The organism is Sedimenticola hydrogenitrophicus, assembly GCF_029017505.1.
GTDB lineage: Bacteria > Pseudomonadota > Gammaproteobacteria > Chromatiales > Chromatiaceae > Sedimenticola > Sedimenticola hydrogenitrophicus_A.
Genome location: NZ_JAQGEI010000021.1, coordinates 1 through 18,746, shown reverse-complemented (window position 1 = coordinate 18,746; position 18,746 = coordinate 1). Strand labels below are relative to the sequence as shown.

Below are 18,746 nucleotides of genomic sequence, written 5' to 3'. Positions count from 1 at the left end.
GGTTTTCTCAATCTAATTCACAAGATAGAGTGTCAGCACGCCCAGGACCATACTGACCAAGCCGCTGACCCGTAAGGATTTGTCGTCCATCTTGGCAATAGTCAACATCATACCCTTGGTTGCACCGGGACTGAGAAAGGGAACAATCCCTTCGATCACCATCACCAGCGCCAAGGCGATCAACAAGTCGTGCCACATATCACTGTCCGCATACGCTCCCGCGCAATATCGTGCTTCGCGTTATAAGTCCATCCCTGGACAAAAAAAGGCCGGGGGAATAACCCGGCCGGAATATTCTGGTTTGTTTGGACAGGGGGGCTGATTCTGCCAAACCAGGCCCCACTTGTCCATTTCTGCCGCGAGCGGCAGGTGGATACGCCTCAGTTTTCTATTTTTCTACCTTCCGCATTTTTGAAGTAGCGGAAGAATTCCGACTCCGGATCCAGCACCATCATATTGCCGCTGTTGTTGAAGGTCTTGTCATAGGCGTTAAGACTGCGGTAGAAGGAATAGAACTCCTCATTTTCGGTAAATGCCCGGGCATAGATTTCCGCCGACAGGCCATCCCCCTCACCTCGGGTCTCTTCCGACTCCTTGTAGGCATTGGCCAGGATCACCACCCGTTCGGCGTCGGCGTTGGCACGGATCTTCTCCGCCTCCTCGGCACCCAGGGCGCGCAGGTCGGCCGCCACCCGCTCACGCTCCGCGCGCATGCGATCATAGACCGATTGACTCACCTCTTTGGGCAGATCGATCTGCTTTACCCGCACGTCCAGGACTTCAATTCCCAGCTCCGCGGCCTTTTCATCGGCGTCCTTGGTCAGCAGGGCCATGATCTCGGCACGTTCGCCCGATATCACCTCCTGGATGGTGCGCTTGCCGAATTCATCACGCAAACTGGTATTGATCCGTTCCGACAACAAGCGTGTAGCATTGGCCTCATTGTCACCGGTGGCGCGGAAATACTGCGCCGGATTGACAATGCGCCACTTGGCGTACGAGTTGACGATCACATCCTTCTTCTCGTTGGTCAGGAATCGCTCCGGATTCGAGTCCAGGGTCTGGATGCGGCCATCAAACTTTTTCACGTTCTGAATAAAGGGAATCTTGAACTGGAGGCCGGGTGAATAGTCGGAATCGACAATCCGGCCAAACTGCAGCTTGATTGCCATCTCCCACTGATTCACCACAAACAGGGTTGAGAGGGCCAGCCCGATCAGCAGGACAATGCCGATAAAAAAGATACCGATCTTTCCACTGTTCATTAGCGAACCCTCCTGCTGCGGCCGTCATCAAGCCGCGAGGTATCCACGGACTCGCTCACAGACGGTGTCTGCGCGCGGGTGTTGCTTCTGCTGGTCTCCGGCCTTGCCTCGATCAGTTTGTCGATAGGCAGATACATCAGGCTATTCCCGGCCTTCACATCCATAATCACCTTGTTGGTACTTCCCATAACCTGTTCTATTGTCTCCAGGTAGAGGCGTTGCCGGGTGACTTCCGGCGCCTTCTCGTACTCTCTCAGCACCGCCAGAAAACGCGAGGTTTCACCCTCGGCCTCCGCGATCACCTGCTGCTTATACGCCTTGGCCGCAGCGACCACGCGCGCAGCGGCACCACGCGCGCGCGGCACCACATCGTTGGCGTAGGCCTCAGCCTGGTTCTCCTGACGAGCCTTGTCCTCGCGCGCCTTGATCGCGTCGTCAAACGCACTCTTCACCGGCTCGGGCGGTTTTGCCGGCTGGGTGTTCACACTGGTCACGACGAGGCCGGTTTTGTAAAAGCTGATCAAATCCTGGATACGCTGTTTGATATCGCTGGCGATCGAACCACGCCCCTCGGTGAGGATGAAATCGAGCTTGCTCTTACCGATGGTTTCACGCAGTGCTGTCTCGGTTGCGTCACGAATGGTCTTGTCCGGCTCACGATCCTGGAACAGGTATTCCACCGGGTCCTGCACCCGGAACTGTACCGTCAGTTCGATATCGACAATATTCTCGTCCCGGGTCAGCATGGTGTCTTTCAACGGAAACGTGGAGATCCGATCCACGTTCACCTTGATGACGTCGTCCACTACCGGAACAAGGAAGTTGAGACCCGGTTGAGTCACATCATGATAGGCGCCGAAACGCAGTACCACCCCGCGCTCGGCCGGGGCAATGGTATAGAAGCTCTTGAAACCGAGCAGCACGATCAGACCCAGCAGCACCAGACCGATGATCCCTTTGGTGCCCGCGGGACCGCCCACCGGGCCGCCGCCGGAACGGTTACCACCGTTTCCGCCCTTGCCGCCGAACAGTCCGCCCAGCTTGTCCTGCATCTTCTTGACCACTTCATCCAGATCAGGCGGGCCTTGATCACCACCCTTGCCACTCCAGGGATCTTTATTGTCTCCCCCCGGTTCATTCCAGGCCATTGATAACTCCAGTCTTTCTCGTATTAAACAATACACCCGGAGGATACTTCACAAACATCCGGGCAGCGAATTTCTCTTAACTTAACATTCCCAGGGCCAACAGCGAACACTTTATTGCTTATCTGATCACCAGGCGGCTCTCCAGGGCCGACTCCTGCTGCAGCAGACGGTCATAGGCGACTTTCGGCAGATCGATCTCCATATCCCAGCCACCCGTATCGGTAACCTGTTCCGAGATGACCCCGCCCAGCTCGAAAAGGCGCGCGCGAAGGCGGCCATCGGCAGGTTGCAGTTGCAGCAACCTGTGCACATGTTCCTGATGATAAAACTCCGCTAATGCCTCCATCAGCAGTTCCACGCCTGCACCGCTGAGCGCCGACAGCCAGACTCGTTTGACCAGACCATCTTCACTACGTTCGATTCGCGGCGCCTCCGTGTCCAGGAGGTCTATTTTATTGTAGATTTCGATCTGCGGGATCCGCTCCGCACCGATCTGTTTCAGTACGTCATTCACCTCCGCGACACAGACCGCCCGCTGCGCGCTGGCCGCGTCGATCACATGCAGCAACAGTGAGGCTTCGGAGGTCTCCTGCAGGGTCGACTTGAAAGCGGCTACCAGTTCATGGGGAAGGTGGGAGATGAAGCCTACCGTATCCGCCAGGATGCAGCCACCCTCGCCCGGCAGGTCCAGGCGGCGCAGGGTCGGATCCAGGGTAGCAAACAGCTGATCCTGGGCATAGACCTCCGCATCGGTCAGCATGTTGAACAGGGTCGATTTGCCGGCGTTGGTGTAGCCGACCAGTGAAACCGTCGGGATCTCGGCCTTGCTGCGGGCCTTGCGGCCCTGATTCCGCTGGCTATCCACTTTTTCCAGTCGTCTGCGGATCTGGGCAATGCGGTGATTGAGCAGGCGCCGGTCGGTTTCCAGCTGGGTTTCACCTGGACCACGCAGCCCGATACCACCTTTCTGGCGTTCAAGGTGAGTCCAGCCACGCACCAGACGGGTGGAGAGATGCCGCAACTGTGCCAGCTCCACCTGCAGCTTGCCCTCGAAAGAGCGGGCGCGCTGGGCAAAAATATCCAGGATCAATCCCGTTCTGTCGACCACCCGACACTTGAATTCGCGTTCCAGATTGCGCTCCTGGCTTGGCGACAGCTGATGGTTGAAAATCACCAGCTCCGCCTCCTCGGCCTGGATCAGATCCCTGATCTCATCCGCCTTGCCACTCCCTACAAACAGACGCGGGTCCGGCGACCGCCTGCTGCCGCTGACCAGACCGACGGGCGTCGCTCCGGCGGAAACCACCAGTTCCCGGAACTCGTCGAGCTCTTCAGGATCGGCCTTGGCCTGCATATCCACATGAACAAGGATCGCCTTCTCGCCTACTTTTGGACGTTCAAACACTACCAACCTCACGCGGACCTGGAGCTATGGACCGATCGACCCTGGAACCGGGTAAACACTTTTTTAACGCTGGGAAACAAATGATCAAGGGCATAATGTCTGATTGAAGCGGACGATAGATGGGAGCGTTCTTGGAGATCTGAAGATTGGCATCTGTTCTGAACCGGCTTTGGACCGTATCGCCTCTAACCACAGAACGAGATGGAGAAAATGACATCCCAGATTATAACCGATATCCAGCAGTGGCGGTCGGATTCGGCGCGGGTGTGTTGCGACGCCTGCCGTTGACGCCTTCGCCACAACGGCAGGTCGTCGTCGCTTTACCAGGTTGATCAGCTGTTACCAGGCTCAATCGGTTCGTCACCGGTCGGCATCTGCAAACGCACATTCCTGGCGGGGACCACCGTCGAGATGGCATGTTTATACACCATCTGGCTGACGGTGTTCTTCAGCAAGACCACAAACTGATCAAATGATTCGATCTGCCCCTGCAGCTTGATTCCATTCACCAGGAAGATCGAAACGGGTATACGCTCTTTTCGCAGCGTGTTGAGGAAAGGGTCTTGTAGACTTTGCCCCTTGGACATCGGAATTCTCCTTATTGTAATATCGCGTCGGTATTTAAAAAATAGCTTATGGTACAAGCTTGTACCAGAAAAAAGTCCAATAATTCGCCAGTATTTTCACGCACAGCTCACACTGTTAGCCCAAACTGAGGCCGGAACGGACTATTTTCAAGGCCTGCTGTAAAATATTCCCCGCCTCTTCATCCAGCCAGTGCACATCCGGATAGGAGCGCAGCCAGGTGAACTGGCGCTTGGCCAGCTGCCGGGTGGCGATAATGCCCCGCTCGATCATGGTTTCCCGATCCCACTCTCCCCGCAGGTAGCGGATCATCTGGCGATATCCCACCGAACGCAGGGAGGGCATCTCGGGCCGCAGATCATCCCTTTCCAGTAGCTGCCGCACCTCTGCCTCGAACCCCTCGGCGAGCATTTGGTTGAAGCGTTCGGCAATCCGCCGGTGCAGCACCGCCCGCGATTGGGGTGCCCGGGCCAGTTTGACCAGCCGATAGGGTAATTCATTCCGCTCCGCCTGCCGCTGCAGCCGGGACAGGGGCTGCCCGGTCAGACGATAGACCTCCAGTGCCCGCTGGATTCGCTGCGGATCGTTGGGATGAATCCGCGCCGCCGCCGCGGGGTCGACCCGCATCAGCTGGGCATGCAGCGCCTCCCATCCCGATTCCCCCGCCTCCCGTTCCAGGTCAGCGCGGATATCGGGATCCGCTTCCGGCAGACGCGAGAGTCCGTACTCCAACGCCCTGAAGTAGAGCATGGTGCCGCCCACCAGCAGGGGAATGCGCCCACTGGCGCTGATTTCGGTCATTTCGGCCAGCGCATCCGCGCGAAAGCGGGCCGCCGAGTAGGCCTCGGCGGGATCGCAGATATCGATCAGGCGGTGTGGGGCCAGGGCCAGCTCGGCGGCATCCGGCTTGGCGGTGCCGATATCCATGCCGCGATAGACCAGCGCCGAATCGACACTGATGATCTCACAGGGCAGATGCCGGACCAGCTCAATGGCCAGCGCGGTCTTGCCGGAGGCGGTGGGGCCCATCAGGAAGATGGCCGGCGGCAGTGTCCGGTCAGTGGTCCGATCGGTCACTATTGCCCCCGCAGAAACAGCTTATCGAGCCGGGCCAGATCCAGTTGTACCCAGGTGGGACGCCCGTGATTGCACTGATCGCTGCGCTCGGTGCGCTCCATGTCCCGCAACAAGGCGTTCATCTCCTCGACGGTCAGGCGTCGATTGGCCCTGACCGAACCGTGACAGGCCATGGTGGCCAGCACCTGGTTGATCTCGTCGCGGATGCGCTCGCTGCTGCCATGCACCACAAGGTCCGAGAGGATATCCCGCAACAACTTCTCCGCGTCCGCCCCCTGCAGCAGCACCGGTATGGCGCGCACCACCAGGGTCTCGGCGCCGAGCCGGTCGACCTCCATGCCCAGTTCACTGAACAACGACCGATGGGTCTCCGCCAGGTCGGCCTCCCGGGCACTCACCGCAACCGAGACGGGCACCAGCAGCGGCTGGCGACTGATACCCCCCTCCAGCACCGCCCGCTTGAAGCGTTCATAGGTGATCCGCTCGTGCGCGGCATGCATGTCCACCAGTATCAGGCCGGTGGCGTTCTCGGCGAGGATATAGATCCCCTTCAGCTGCGCCAGGGCGAACCCGAGGGGCGGGACTTCATCGGCCGACTCATCCACCGCGGCCAACGATGCCGGGGACGGCCGCTGCATTTCAAAACTGGACTGATAGCCCGGCTGATAACCGGCCTGGCGCTCCTGTACCTGAAAGCCCAGCGGGCGCTGGTAGGCAACCGGAGCGGTGCCGGATACCGGGGACGTCGGCTGTTCCACCTCCAGCAGGCGGATCTCCCCGGTGGTGCGGTCGACCTCCTGTCCCGGCCGGGTATCCGCCAGCACCTGGTGCAGGGTGCGATAGATAAAGCCATGCACCATTCGGCCGTCACGGAAACGCACCTCATGTTTGGCCGGGTGCACATTCACGTCCACCTGCAGTGGATCGAGATCGAGATAGAGCACATAGGCCGGGTGGCGACCGTGAAACAGCACATCCTGAAACGCCTGACGCACGGCGTGGGTCACCAGCTTGTCCCTGACCATGCGTCCGTTGACATAGAAGTACTGCATATCGGCCTGGCTGCGGGAAAACACCGGACGGGCCACCCAGCCACGCAGGGCAAGTCCGGCCTGGTCCCGATCGAGATGAATCACCTGTTCCAGGAACGCGGGCCCCAGCAGACCGGCGAGCCGCCGCTCCTGTTCCTGCAACTGTTCGGCCAGCGGGAGGGTAAACAGCTCTTTGCGGTTGTGCGAGAGCGTGAACGAGACATCGAACCGGCTCAGGGCGAGCCGCTTCAGCTGGGTCTCGATGTGCGCAAATTCGGTCTTCTCAGTTCGCATGAACTTGCGCCGCGCCGGGGTGTTGTAGAAGAGATCCCTGACCTCCACCGTGGTGCCCTGGGGATGGGCGCTTGGCGCCGGGTCGGCGATCTGCTCCCCGCCATCGCCGCTGACACTCCAACCACTCTCCTGCCCGCTGGCCCGGGAGGCGATGGTGAGACGCGAGACGGAGGCGATGCTCGGCAGCGCCTCTCCCCGGAACCCCATGCTGCTGACCCGTTCCAGCTCTTCCAGTGTGCCGATCTTGCTGGTGGCGTGGCGCGACAATGCCAGCCGCAGATCTTCGGGATGGATCCCACCGCCGTTGTCACGTACCCGGATCAGTTTCCCCCCGCCCTGCTCGATATCCACCTCGATGCGGGTGGCGCCGGCATCCAGACTGTTCTCCACCAGCTCCTTGATCACGGAGGCGGGACGCTCCACCACCTCACCGGCAGCGATCTGGTTGATTAATTGTGCGGGAAGTGCCTGTATGCGCATATAAACCTTGTCGATTGGCCGGGACGCGACGCCTGCAGCGGCCAACCGCTTCCCGGACCTGATGTACGGATTGAATACTGGATTATAACCAGTAATAAGAAGCGGGCGTGAGGTGTCGGGGCGTTTATCGGGTGACAGAGGTAATCCCCCGGCATTACCGGGGGATCCATCAGCTTTGACCCATGCATCGATCGAGCGCCGCTGAATGAAGTTGGCAGATGGACTCTCGCCAAGTCGCCAAGCACGCAAAGGTTTAAAGACAAGGGTTGGCTTTCCTAGGCGCGCTTGGCAAGAGTAAAAATTCCTTACCGATTCGGGGCCGGGAAGGAACCCTGGGCAAGCAAGGTGGTTCGGCCGCGCTGGGCAGCTCAGGTACCCGGAATCACCAGCACCTGACCGACCTGGATCACATCGTCGGCGATGCCGTTGGCGGATTTCAGACTGGCCAGGCTGATGTTATAGCGATCGGCGATCGCCCCCAGGGTATCGCCCCGGGTAATGGTGTGCTGCCTGGATTTCAACTGGGCCAGTAGCGTGCCCGGCGGCGGGCTACCGTGGAAGTAACCGCGCAGACCGTCCATGATGGCGCCCGCCACCTTCTGCTGATGCCTCGGGTCCAGCAGCTTGCGCTCCTCTTCCGGATTGGAGATGAAGGCCGTTTCCACCAGAATCGAAGGCACATCGGGCGATCTCAGGACCGCAAACCCGGCCTGCTGCACCGTCGGCTTGTGGGTTCTGCCAACCCGTCTCAGCCGACCCAGGACGTTGCCGGCCACTTCATGGCTGGCCTGGCCGGTACCGGTCTGGGAGAGATCCAGCAGCACCGAGGCGAGCACATCATCCTTGTCTTCCAGCTTGACGCCGCCGATCAGATCGGCACTGTTTTCACTCTCGGCCAGCCAGCGTGCCGCCTCGCTCGACGCGCCACGCTTGGAGAGGGTATAGACCGACGAGCCGCGCGCCTTGGGATCGCGGAAGGAATCGGCGTGAATGGAAACGAACAGATCCGCGCGATGCGAACGGGCCAGGTCCATCCGCTTGCGCAGGCCGAGATAATAGTCACCATCCCGGATCATCACCGCCTTCATCCCGCGCTCTTTTTCGATCAATCCGGCCAGTTTGCGGGCTATGGCGAGCACCACCTGCTTTTCATAGGTTCCGCGTCGCCCAATGGCACCCGGATCTTCACCGCCGTGTCCCGCGTCAATGGCCACGATGACATCCCGCATGCCGTTGCTGTCCAGCTGCTTTACCGGTTTCTGCACGGCCTCACCCGGCTTACGCGCCGCTTCGCCATACAGATCCACCACCAGTCGATGCCCGTACTGACTGTTTGGCCGGAGGACGAAACTCTTTGGATGAATCTGGGTATCGAGATCCAGCACCACCCGCAGGGAGCCGTCCTCGCGCTGCGCACTGCGCAACTGTTTGATCAGGGGATTGTCGCTCACCGCCGGCATGGGGCCGGTCAATCGGGCGCCTTTGATATCGATCACCAGTCGGTCGGGCTTTTTCAGGGTAAAGAGTTTGTGATTGACCGGATGGCTGGTATCGAACACCAGTCGGGTATGGTCCGGTGCCGCCCAGATACGCAGATTATTGACCACAGTCTGGCCCGCCAACAGCGGCCAGCAGACCAACATCAGCAGGATTGCGGCTATCTTCCTCATGTTCTTGTCGTTGGTTCCCGTGCCAAGTGACCTGATGCAGGGAAAAGATAGCATGTGGAATTAATAAATACCAGAAATATCTATAAGATAGGAAGCTAACCTACATTCAACTCTTAACTTGTAGCTCCAGCACCCCGCGTAACTTTTCCAGGGTTTCCGCACCGGCCCCGGTCTCCGCCTCGAAGGTCAGTTCCCGCCCCCCCTGACGATAGCGGATGCGCACCATCAGATCCGGCGGCGGCAGCGCGCCCCGCCCCTGCTCGGGCCACTCCACCAGTATCACCGCATCCTCCTGCAACATATCCCGCAGGCCCAGATACTCAATCTCGTCCGGATCGGCGAGTCGATAGAGATCCAGGTGATAACAGCGTCGCGCGCCGATCTCGTAGGGCTCGATCAGGGTGTAGGTCGGACTCTTGACCGATCCCTTGTACCCGAGTCCACGCAAAAAGCCCCGTGTCAGGGTGGTCTTGCCCGCACCCAGGTCCCCGGTCAGATAGATCAGACAGGCGGTTGGCGCCACCCGGGAGAGCGCTGCCCCGAGCGTCTCCTGCTCCTGCTCGGTAGCGGCCGTGATCCGCAGCATTCAGCCGGCCTCCGGATTCATCAGGCGGCGGATCGCGGGCAACAGGTCGGTCGCCAGCATCCCCCGCTCACCACCCCCGGCCGCCAGATCGGCCGCCGCCCCATGCAGGCAGGCACCCATCTCCGCCGCCATTTCGATCGGTTCACCCTGGACGATCAGAGACCCGATCACACCGGTCAGCAGATCGCCCATCCCGCCGCTGGCCATGCCCGGATTGCCTTCACGGCAGAGCCCGGTGAGCGCTTCCGCCTCACTCGCGATCAGGGTGCCGGCCCCCTTCAACAACACCACCCCGCCATAACGCCGTCGCAGCCGCGAAACCGCGCCGAACCGGTCGGACTGTATCTCCCGGGCCGAGCACCCGAGCAGTCGCCCCGCCTCTCCGGGATGGGGCGTCAGCACCCAGCCGTCGCGCCGTTCCGGCTCCTGGGCCAACAGGTTCAATCCATCCGCGTCCACCACCAGGGGCAGATCACACTGCAGCACCCGGCGCAACATGCGCTGCCCCCAGGGTCCCTGCCCCAGACCCGGCCCGACCGCCACCGCATCGGCCCGCGCCAGCAGCGGCAGCAGCTCCTCCGGTTGCGCCACTCCATGACACATCAGTTCCGGGCGCTGGCTGGCGATCAGCGCCGCATGCTCGGGGCGGGTGGCGATAGAGACCAGGCCGGCCCCGGTGCGCAACGCCGCCTCCCCCGCCATGCGGATGGCACCGAGAAGACCCGTCTCCCCCCCCACCAGCAGGAGATGGCCGCAATCACCCTTGTGCAGGGAACGGGCACGCGGCTTCAGACGCTCGGCAAAGGCCTGCCAGCGCAGCAGGCGGGCACTCCCCTCCACCGCCCGATACACCTCGGACGGCACCTCCAGGTCGGCAAAGGCGATTGCCCCGCAACAGGCCGGGCCTTCCGCGGTGAACATGCCCTGCTTGAGCCCGATAAAGCTGATGGTCGCCTGCGCCTGGATGGCGCAGCCCAGGATCCGGCCGCTATCCGCGTGGAGACCGGACGGGATATCCAGGGCAAACAGCGGCGCCGGATGCCGGTTGGCGGCCATCAGGGCCTCTGCCCAAGGCCCGCTGACGGCACGTTCCAGGCCGGTTCCCAGCACCGCATCCACAATCAGGTCGGCGGGGAAATTCAGATCGGCATAGGGTTCGATGGTGCCACCGGCCTGGAGAAACCGCTCGGCACTGGCCAATGCATCACCCCGCAGTTTTGCGCTGCCCCCCAGCTGCAGCAGGCGTACCGTCAGCCCGGCCTGCCGCGCCAGTCGCGCCACCACGAAACCATCACCGCCATTATTGCCGGTACCGCACAGCACGGTGATCGAGCGCGCTTCCGGCCAGCGTGCCCGCAGCAGCTCGAAGGCGGCACCACCAGCCCGCTCCATCAGGGTCAGGCCGGGGATGCCGTGCTGCTCGATGGCACAACGGTCCAGGGCGCGGACCTGTTCCGCCAGGTAGAGTCTTGCGGGAAGCTGTGATGGGTCGGTGATCAGCATGCTGAAATGAATCCGGCGTGACTTTTTGCCTATTGTAGGGTTTCCAGCGGGCTTTTGTCTCACCCGGCGGATGCTATTCTCAGCGCTATCGATGCTATGATAGCCCCCCACCATGTCAGACCCGCATTGCACAGACTACCAGGCCCTCGCCGAGCAGATCCGCGACTGGGGGGCCGCACTCGGCTTCCAGCAGGTCGGTATTGCCGACACCGACCTGACCCTGGCCGAGCGGCACCTCCATCAGTGGCTGGAGCGTGGCATGCACGGCGATATGGCATACATGGCCAGCCATGGCCTGAAGCGGTCACGTCCGGCCGAACTGGTGCCCGGCACCCTGCGCATCATCTCGGTACGCATGGACTACCTGCCGCCCGGCGATGATCCGGAGGCCGTTCTGGCGGACTCCGCGCGCGCCTTTATCTCCCGTTACGCCCTCGGCCGCGACTACCACAAGCTGATGCGCAGCCGGCTGCAGAAATTGGCCGACCAAATCGAGGCCGCCGTCGGCCCCTTCGGCTATCGTGCCTTCGTCGATTCGGCACCGGTACTGGAGCGGGCGTTGGCGGAGAAGGCGGGACTGGGCTGGACCGGCAAGCACAGCAATATTGTCAACCGCCGGGCCGGCTCCTGGTTTTTTCTCGGCGAACTCTACACCACCCTGCCGCTACCCGTGGACCGGGCGGAAGCGGACCACTGCGGCCGCTGCAGCGCCTGTATCGACATCTGCCCCACCCGGGCCATCGTCGCCCCCTACCAGGTGGATGCGCGCCGCTGCATCTCCTATCTGACCATCGAGCTGGACGGGGCGATCCCGGAGGCGTTGCGGCCGCTCATGGGCAACCGCATCTACGGCTGTGACGATTGCCTGATGGCCTGCCCCTGGAACCGCTTCGCCACCCCGGCGGCCGAGGCCGATTTCAGCCCCCGCAACGGCCTGGACAGTGCCAGCCTGTGCGACCTGTTCGCCTGGGATGAGGCCATGTTCCTGAAGCGCCTCGAAGGCTCGCCCATCCGCCGCATCGGCCATCAACGCTGGCTGCGCAACATCGCCGTCGCCCTGGGCAATGCCGAGACCACGCCGGCGATCCTCACCGCCCTCAATAGCCGGCGCGACGACCCGTCGGAACTGGTCCGGGAGCATGTGCGCTGGGCGCTGGCACGGCACAGCGGGTAACGACCGGGAGAGACGGCGACGTTCTGCCTGAATTGCCGCCATCGAGAGGAAATCGGGGGGAGCATTACAGGTTTGTCCTCCACCGCGAATTCAGGACAATTGTGTAATACCCCCAAACCGGGGGATACGGGAGGCCCGCCCCGGACCGGCCGCTACTGCTCCGTGGGCTCGGCGGCCGGCGGAATCCTCAGGAAGTGTTCACGGTAGTGCCGCAGTTCGTTGATGGAATCGCGGATGTCGTCCATCGCCAGGTGCCGGCCGCTCTTCACCACGCCCTTGGCGATTGCCGGCGCCCAACGCTTGGCCAGCTCCTTGAGGGTACTCACGTCCAGATTGCGATAGTGGAAGTAATCCTCCAGCTCGGGCATGCAGCGAGCCAGAAACCGGCGGTCCTGACAGATGCTGTTGCCGCAGATGGGCGAGGCCCCCTTGGGCACATATTGACGCAGGAATTCCAGGGTCTCCCGCTCCGCCTGCGCCTCGCTGTGGTCACTGGCCAGCACCCGCTCGGTGAGGCCCGATTTGGCGTGCTGGTTGGTGTTCCACTCGTCCATCGCCGCCATCACCTCCCGCGGCTGACGGATCGCGATCACCGGCCCTTCGGCAACGGTATTGAGATCGGCATCGGTGACGATGGTGGCGATCTCGATTATACAATCGTTTTGAGGATCGAGACCGGTCATCTCCAGGTCGATCCAGATCAAGTTTGTCGAATCCTGCGCCATCTCATTCCCCGCGGTTGATTATCTCCTGAATCCGTGACTTCAAGGCATGTCCCGGAGGTCTTGGGTGAGTGTATGCCGCAGGGATGCGGCATCCAAGCCTACAGGGATGTATTCACGGCGTCTCACCCAAGGCTTCCGGGATATGCACGCGAATACATAGGGTTGGCGGTCAAGCTGCGGATTCAGGTATCTGTTAAGCTGCGGCATTCTAGCAGAAGCGCCGCTATCTCTGTATCCTGTCGGGATGCACCTATTCACGCTCCTGTTCATTTCCGCCATTGCCATTGGGGTGCTGCTGCAACTCTGGTTGATGCAGCGGCAGCGGCAGCACGTGGCGGCCCATCGCGCCCAGGTACCCTCCGCCTTCGCCGACCGCGTGACCCTGGAAGAGCACCAGAAAGCCGCCGACTACACCCGCGCAAAACTCGCCATCGGCCACATCGGCCTGCTGATCGGGACCGGCCTGCTGCTGTTCTGGACCCTCGGTGGCGGCATCGATCTGCTCCATCGGCAGTGGCAGCAGTGGCCGGTTGATTCGCTCTGGGGCGGCATCGGCCTGATCTTCTCGGTCTCGCTCATCTCGGCGCTGCTGGAACTCCCCCTGGGCATCTGGAACACCTTTGTGCTGGAGGCGCGCTTCGGCTTCAACCGGACCACGCCGCGGCGTTTCATCACCGACCTGCTGCTGCAACTGCTGTTGGCGCTGTTGCTCGGCCTCCCCCTGCTCTGGGTGATCCTCTGGCTGATGGAGCGGGCCGGCGACAGTTGGTGGCTCGCCGCCTGGGCGGTGTGGATGGGCTTCATGCTGTTGATGATCTGGGTCTACCCCACCCTGATCGCGCCGCTGTTCAACAAGTTCACCCCCCTGGAAGAGGGGCCGCTGAAACAGCGCATCCAGGGCCTGCTGGAGCGCTGCGGCTTCACCAGCAAGGGCATCTTCATCATGGATGGCTCGAAACGTTCGGGGCACGGCAACGCCTACTTTACCGGCTTCGGCAAATACAAGCGCATCGTCTTCTTCGACACCCTGGCAGAGAGCCTGGATGGCGACGAGATGGAGGCGGTACTGGCCCACGAGCTGGGCCATTTCAAGCGCCGCCATATCCTCAAGCATCTGCTGCTCTCAACCACCATGTCGCTGCTCGGATTTGCCCTGCTCGGCTGGTTTGCCGGCCAACCCTGGTTCTACCAGGCACTGGGGGTAAGCGGTCAGAGCAGCGCCCTGGCGCTGCTGCTGTTCATGCTCGCGCTGCCGGTCTTCACCCAGTTCCTGCACCCGCTGATGGCGATCCTGTCGCGGCGCCACGAGTTTGAGGCGGACGACTATGCCGTGGCACAGGCGGGCGCGGAGCCGATGATCCAGGCCCTGGTCAAGCTCTACCGGGAAAACGCCAGCACCCTGACCCCCGACCCGCTGTACTCGGCATTCCATGACAGCCACCCCCCGGCACCGGTACGGGTGGCCCATTTGTCAGCTAAAATTCCCCCTGGTTCCACACCGGACAAGGAGACCGCATGAGACCGTTAACCACGCTGATCGGCACCATCTGCCTGACAGGCCTGGCCCTGGGCCAGGCCAACGCCTTCGACCTTGCAGCGGGCAAGGCACAGGTAGAGGAAAACTGCACCGCCTGCCATGGCAGTGAGGTCTATACCCGCAAGGAGCGGCGGGTGACCGGCCGCCAGGGACTCTCCACCCAGGTGCAACGCTGTCAACTGTCGCTCGATCTCAACTGGTTTGAGGACGAGGTGGAAAACAGCGCCGAACATCTGAATCAAACCTACTACCACTTCAGCGAGTAGCCGCTTTCGCATGGCAAAACGGAGATTGACCCAGCGGCAGCGGGAGCGCATCAAGGCGATCCAGGAGCGACGGCGAGACAAGCTGGAACAGCAGACGGATCTGGCGCTCAGCGAGGCCGACGAGGGTCAGTCCCGGGAAGGGCTGGTGGTGACGCGTCACGGCCAGAACCTGGTGGTGACCGACGACTCGGGCCACTACACCCACTGTCTCTCCAGACAGAATATCGGCCAGGTTGTCTGCGGTGACCGGGTGGTCTGGCAGGCGACCGGTGACAACCAGGGGGTGGTCACCGCCATCCTGCCGCGCGCAACGGCCCTGATCCGCCCCAACTACAGCGGTGAGGATCGCGCCCTGGCGGCCAACATCAGCCAGCTGGTCATCGTGCTGGCCCCCGAGCCTGCCCCCACCCCCTATCTGGTGGACCAGTACCTGGTGGCGGCGGAACAGATCGGTGTGAACACCCTGATCGCACTCAACAAACGCGACCTGATGGACCGGGACGCCCTGCACCGGTTCAAGCAGCAGTTCGGCCACTATACCGGGATTGGCTATCCGCTGATCGAGATCAGCGCCAAATTCGAGCATGGACTGGACCCGCTGATCGCGCAGTTGAAAGACCAGACCAGCATCCTGGTGGGGCAATCCGGAGTCGGCAAGTCCTCCCTGGTCATGGCACTGCTGCCGGATATCGAGATCCAGATCGGCCGCCTCTCCGTGGCCTCCGGCCTGGGCCGCCACACCACCTCCGCCACTACCCTCTACCACCTGCCTACGGGCGGTCAGCTGATCGACTCCCCGGGGGTGCGCAGTTTCCGCCTGGGACAGTTGAGCCTGGATGCGCTGGCCGGCGGCTTCATCGAATTCCATGACTTTCTGGGCCACTGCCGGTTCAGTAATTGCAGCCACCAGCACGAACCCGGCTGCGCCCTGCAAGCGGCGGTGGCGAGCGGGAAGATCGCCCCCCAGCGCCTGGCCAATTACCTGCACATGGCCGCGGGGATGAACGCACCCCACGGCCAGGGCTGATCGATGTCTACGCTGGAGATGCTCGAAGCATAGGACGGGCCGTGCCCGCCGACGGCGCCCATGGGATGCCGTATGGCTGAGGAGGCACCACGGATGGAACGAAGACACACGGATGTTGATCGAAAGCCGTCCAACGGGAGGCCGGCCGTGCAAGTGGGCATGGAGGTGCCCGACCGCGCGTTGCACGGTGAGCCGTCCGTGTCCATCCGTGTGATTCCGTGGTTCGGTTACGGTCGGTCGCGCATCACCCAGCCAGGGGCGCCCGATAACCGGTTTCGGGGCAGGAGACGAGGCAACGTAATCGCAACCTTCAGCGCATGGTCACCAGCTCTTCCGCCCCGGTGGGATGGATGGCGATGGTGTCGTCGAAGTCCCGCTTGGTGGCCCCCATGCGGATGGCCACGGCAAAACCCTGCAACATCTCATCGGCACCGAAGCCAATGATATGACAGCCGACGATCTTCTCCTGGGCACCGACACAGACCAGCTTCATCGCCACCTTGCTCTGACGCTCGGTAAAGGCGTGATACATGGGGGTGAAACGTGTCTGGTACACCTTGACCGCCTCGCCATGGGAGGCCCTGGCCTCATTCTCGGTCAGACCGACGGTGGCAATCGGCGGGTGCGAGAACACCACGCTGGGAACCAGCGAATAATCGAGCCGACGCTCCGCCATGCCGCCAAACAGCCGGTCGGAGAGGCGTCGCGCCGCCGCGATGGCCACCGGCGTCAACTGCGGCGCGTTGGTCACATCCCCCAGGGCATAGACACCGGATACCGCCGTATTCTGGAAGGCATCCACGCCGATGTAGCCCTCGCTGTCGCGGACGATTTCGGTATTTTCCAGCGCCAGTCCGGCCGATGCCGGGCGGCGTCCGATGGCCCAGATGAGCTGATCAAAGCCACCCTGCAGCTGGCCACTGCCGTTGCAATAGAGATCGAGGGTGCCATCATCGGCCCGCCCCACCCGTTCGATACGGGAAGAGGAGATGATATTGACCCCGTCATTGAGCATCTCCTCCATCAGGCTTTCGCGCAGCATGTCATCGAAGCGGCGCAGCAGATGCTCACCGCGCAGGAACATGGTCACCTCACAGCCGACCGCATTGAGCATGCCGGCCAACTCCACGGCGATATAACCGCTGCCCACCACCGCGACCCGGCGGGGCTGTTGCGCGAGCTCGAAAAAGCCGTCCGAGGTGATCCCCAGCTCCGCCCCTTCGATCTCCGGCACCACCGGGGAGGAGCCCGGGGTGATCACTATGTGCTCGGCCTGATAGCGTTCGCCGTCCACCTCCAGGGTGTGGTTGTCGACAAACCGGGCAAAGCCGTTGATCTCGTCGATATTGGAATCGGCCAGATAGGTGTGGTACCAGTTGTTGATATTGGCCACGTAACGGTTGCGTTCGGCCACCAGCCGGCCCCAGTCAAAACCCTCCCGCTTCAGCGCAAAACCGTAGGCCGCGGCGTCCTCCAGGGTGTGGGCGATGGATGCGCCGTACCACATGATCTTTTTCGGCACACAGCCCAGATTGACACAGGTCCCGCCCAGCCTGCCCGCCTCCACCACCGCCGTGCGCGCCCCGTATTTCGCCGCCCGCTCGGCCGCGGAGAGCCCGCCGCTTCCGCCACCAATGGCGATCAGATCATAGGTTTTGGCCATACATCACTCCTTCAGATATGGGATACTTGGCAGCCTGGCGGACCGCTACCGGTCCGTGGCGGCCGCGTCGACAGGCGGCCGGGTGCTGCATCCGGGCCTATTGTCCCAAGATGCGCCGCCGTTGGACAACCTTAATTATATGGAATAATCGCAAGTGATGAATTTTCTAACCTCCCTGGGATCAAGATTGGGCGACCTGGTGCGTCGCATTACCCTGCTCTACCATCCGCGGACTATGCGCGAAAAAGGCTGGCTCTGGTCCAGTGGGCTGGCGGCGGTCACGTTGCTGATTATCCTCTACGCATTCAGCATCTACTGGAGCCAGGAGCCGGAGAGCTTCGACATCCTGGAAAACACCCGCTGGGAACTGAGCGGCGCGGAGCGGGTCACCGGGGCGCATACCACGGCGGCGCTGATTCGGGTAATGGAGACCCTGCTGGATAAACCGGGCGGCTACCTGAGCAACGATGTCATGCCGCCCAGCGTGCTGCTGGACAACATCCCCAATTGGGAGTTCGGCGCCTTGGTGCAGTCACGCGACCTGGCCCGTGTCCTGCGCAACGACATCAGCCGCTCCCAGTCACAGTCCACGGAAAACCTGGACCTGTCCATCGCCGAACCGCAGTTCAACTTCAGTAACGACTCCTGGATACTTCCCTCGACCGAAGGTGAGTACCGTGAGGGCCTGAAGGCGCTGCGCCGCTACCTCTCGGAACTGGCGAAAAACGACGCCCAGAACACCCAGTTCTACGCCCGCGCCGACAATCTGAGGGTATGGCTTTCGGTGGTGGAGAAGCGTCTCGGCAGTCTCTCCCAGCGCCTCAGCGCCAGCGTCGGACAGGAGCGGCTCAACACCGACCTGGCCGGTGATCCGAATGCCATCCAATCCACCCAGGCGCCGGCCCGGATTGGTGTGCGCACGCCCTGGCTGGAGATCGATGACGTGTTTTACGAGGCGCGGGGATCGAGCTGGGCACTGGTCCATTTTCTGCGCGCCGTGGAGCTGGATTTCCACGACATCCTGGTGAAGAAGAACGCCCTGGTGAGCCTGCGTCAGATCATCCGCGAGCTGGAGGCGAGCCAGCAGTCGGTGATGAGTCCGATGGTGCTCAACGGCGGCGGTTTCGGACTGGTCACCAACTACTCGCTGGTCATGACCTCCTACATCTCGCGGGCCAATGCCGCCGTGATCGACCTGCGCAACCTGTTGAGCGAGGGCTAGGAGTCTGTCGGGCGGTTCCGCAATGGATCAGCGTTGGCGTTTTTTTCTATTAATTTGGATCAACCAAGGCGGGCAGCGCCTATCCCGG

The 18,746-nt window shown here is 61.9% G+C and carries 17 protein-coding genes; 5 read left to right on the top strand and 12 right to left on the bottom strand.

Annotated elements, in window-relative coordinates; translation table 11 throughout:
* Positions 1-12: 12 nt before the first annotated feature.
* The 10 genes from O9K64_RS13810 to O9K64_RS13765 form a co-directional block, all read right to left on the bottom strand.
* Positions 13-198: a DUF2065 domain-containing protein gene (locus O9K64_RS13810; protein ID WP_275098670.1), complete on the bottom strand. Its 186-nt coding sequence runs from the start codon at positions 196-198 to the stop codon at positions 13-15.
* A 182-nt stretch (positions 199-380) separates the two neighbouring features.
* Positions 381-1,265 (bottom strand): protease modulator HflC, encoded by an 885-nt coding sequence (gene hflC, locus O9K64_RS13805; protein WP_275098669.1) that lies wholly within the window; start codon positions 1,263-1,265, stop codon positions 381-383.
* On the bottom strand, positions 1,265-2,413 hold the full coding sequence (hflK, locus tag O9K64_RS13800) for an FtsH protease activity modulator HflK (protein WP_275098668.1): 1,149 nt from the start codon (positions 2,411-2,413) through the stop codon (positions 1,265-1,267). Before hflK ends, hflC begins: the two co-directional genes overlap by 1 nt.
* A 118-nt stretch (positions 2,414-2,531) precedes the next feature.
* Positions 2,532-3,818, bottom strand: a complete 1,287-nt coding sequence (hflX, locus tag O9K64_RS13795) for a ribosome rescue GTPase HflX (RefSeq protein ID WP_275098667.1) — start codon at positions 3,816-3,818, stop codon at positions 2,532-2,534.
* A 332-nt stretch (positions 3,819-4,150) separates the two neighbouring features.
* Positions 4,151-4,405 (bottom strand): RNA chaperone Hfq, encoded by a 255-nt coding sequence (gene hfq, locus O9K64_RS13790; RefSeq protein WP_275098666.1) that lies wholly within the window; start codon positions 4,403-4,405, stop codon positions 4,151-4,153.
* A 115-nt stretch (positions 4,406-4,520) separates the two neighbouring features.
* Entirely contained in the window at positions 4,521-5,432 is a 912-nt protein-coding gene (gene miaA, locus O9K64_RS13785; protein ID WP_275098732.1) for a tRNA (adenosine(37)-N6)-dimethylallyltransferase MiaA, read from the bottom strand.
* Between the two features lie 47 nt (positions 5,433-5,479).
* Positions 5,480-7,285 (bottom strand): DNA mismatch repair endonuclease MutL, encoded by a 1,806-nt coding sequence (mutL, locus tag O9K64_RS13780; protein ID WP_275098665.1) that lies wholly within the window; start codon positions 7,283-7,285, stop codon positions 5,480-5,482.
* A 368-nt stretch (positions 7,286-7,653) separates the two neighbouring features.
* Positions 7,654-8,955, bottom strand: a complete 1,302-nt coding sequence (locus O9K64_RS13775; protein WP_275098664.1) for an N-acetylmuramoyl-L-alanine amidase — start codon at positions 8,953-8,955, stop codon at positions 7,654-7,656.
* A gap of 106 nt (positions 8,956-9,061) precedes the next feature.
* Complete coding sequence (gene tsaE / locus O9K64_RS13770) at positions 9,062-9,541, bottom strand: tRNA (adenosine(37)-N6)-threonylcarbamoyltransferase complex ATPase subunit type 1 TsaE (protein ID WP_275098663.1); 480 nt, start codon at positions 9,539-9,541, stop codon at positions 9,062-9,064.
* Entirely contained in the window at positions 9,542-11,044 is a 1,503-nt protein-coding gene (locus O9K64_RS13765) for an NAD(P)H-hydrate dehydratase (protein ID WP_275098662.1), read from the bottom strand.
* A gap of 112 nt (positions 11,045-11,156) precedes the next feature.
* Here O9K64_RS13765 and queG point away from each other — a divergent pair, with 112 nt between their 5' ends.
* On the top strand, positions 11,157-12,218 hold the full coding sequence (gene queG, locus O9K64_RS13760; RefSeq protein ID WP_275098661.1) for a tRNA epoxyqueuosine(34) reductase QueG: 1,062 nt from the start codon (positions 11,157-11,159) through the stop codon (positions 12,216-12,218).
* Between the two features lie 152 nt (positions 12,219-12,370).
* Here the strand turns inward: queG and orn are convergent, their stop codons facing one another.
* Positions 12,371-12,943, bottom strand: a complete 573-nt coding sequence (gene orn / locus O9K64_RS13755; protein ID WP_275098660.1) for an oligoribonuclease — start codon at positions 12,941-12,943, stop codon at positions 12,371-12,373.
* 244 nt (positions 12,944-13,187) lie between these two features.
* Between orn and O9K64_RS13750 the strand changes: the two genes are divergently transcribed.
* The 3 genes from O9K64_RS13750 to rsgA are packed head-to-tail and all read left to right on the top strand — an operon-like array spanning position 13,188 to position 15,773.
* Complete coding sequence (locus O9K64_RS13750) at positions 13,188-14,462, top strand: M48 family metallopeptidase (protein WP_275098659.1); 1,275 nt, start codon at positions 13,188-13,190, stop codon at positions 14,460-14,462.
* The gene (locus O9K64_RS13745) at positions 14,459-14,746 is read left to right on the top strand and encodes a cytochrome c (RefSeq protein ID WP_275098658.1); all 288 of its coding nucleotides are present in this window, start codon (positions 14,459-14,461) and stop codon (positions 14,744-14,746) included. Before O9K64_RS13750 ends, O9K64_RS13745 begins: the two co-directional genes overlap by 4 nt.
* Positions 14,747-14,756: 10 nt before the next feature.
* Positions 14,757-15,773, top strand: coding sequence for a small ribosomal subunit biogenesis GTPase RsgA (rsgA, locus tag O9K64_RS13740; protein WP_275098657.1), 1,017 nt, complete (start codon positions 14,757-14,759; stop codon positions 15,771-15,773).
* A gap of 310 nt (positions 15,774-16,083) precedes the next feature.
* Here the strand turns inward: rsgA and gorA are convergent, their stop codons facing one another.
* Positions 16,084-17,436: a glutathione-disulfide reductase gene (gene gorA, locus O9K64_RS13735; protein WP_275098656.1), complete on the bottom strand. Its 1,353-nt coding sequence runs from the start codon at positions 17,434-17,436 to the stop codon at positions 16,084-16,086.
* 157 nt (positions 17,437-17,593) lie between these two features.
* Here gorA and O9K64_RS13730 point away from each other — a divergent pair, with 157 nt between their 5' ends.
* The gene (locus O9K64_RS13730; RefSeq protein WP_275098655.1) at positions 17,594-18,658 is read left to right on the top strand and encodes a DUF2333 family protein; all 1,065 of its coding nucleotides are present in this window, start codon (positions 17,594-17,596) and stop codon (positions 18,656-18,658) included.
* Positions 18,659-18,746: the final 88 nt, after the last annotated feature.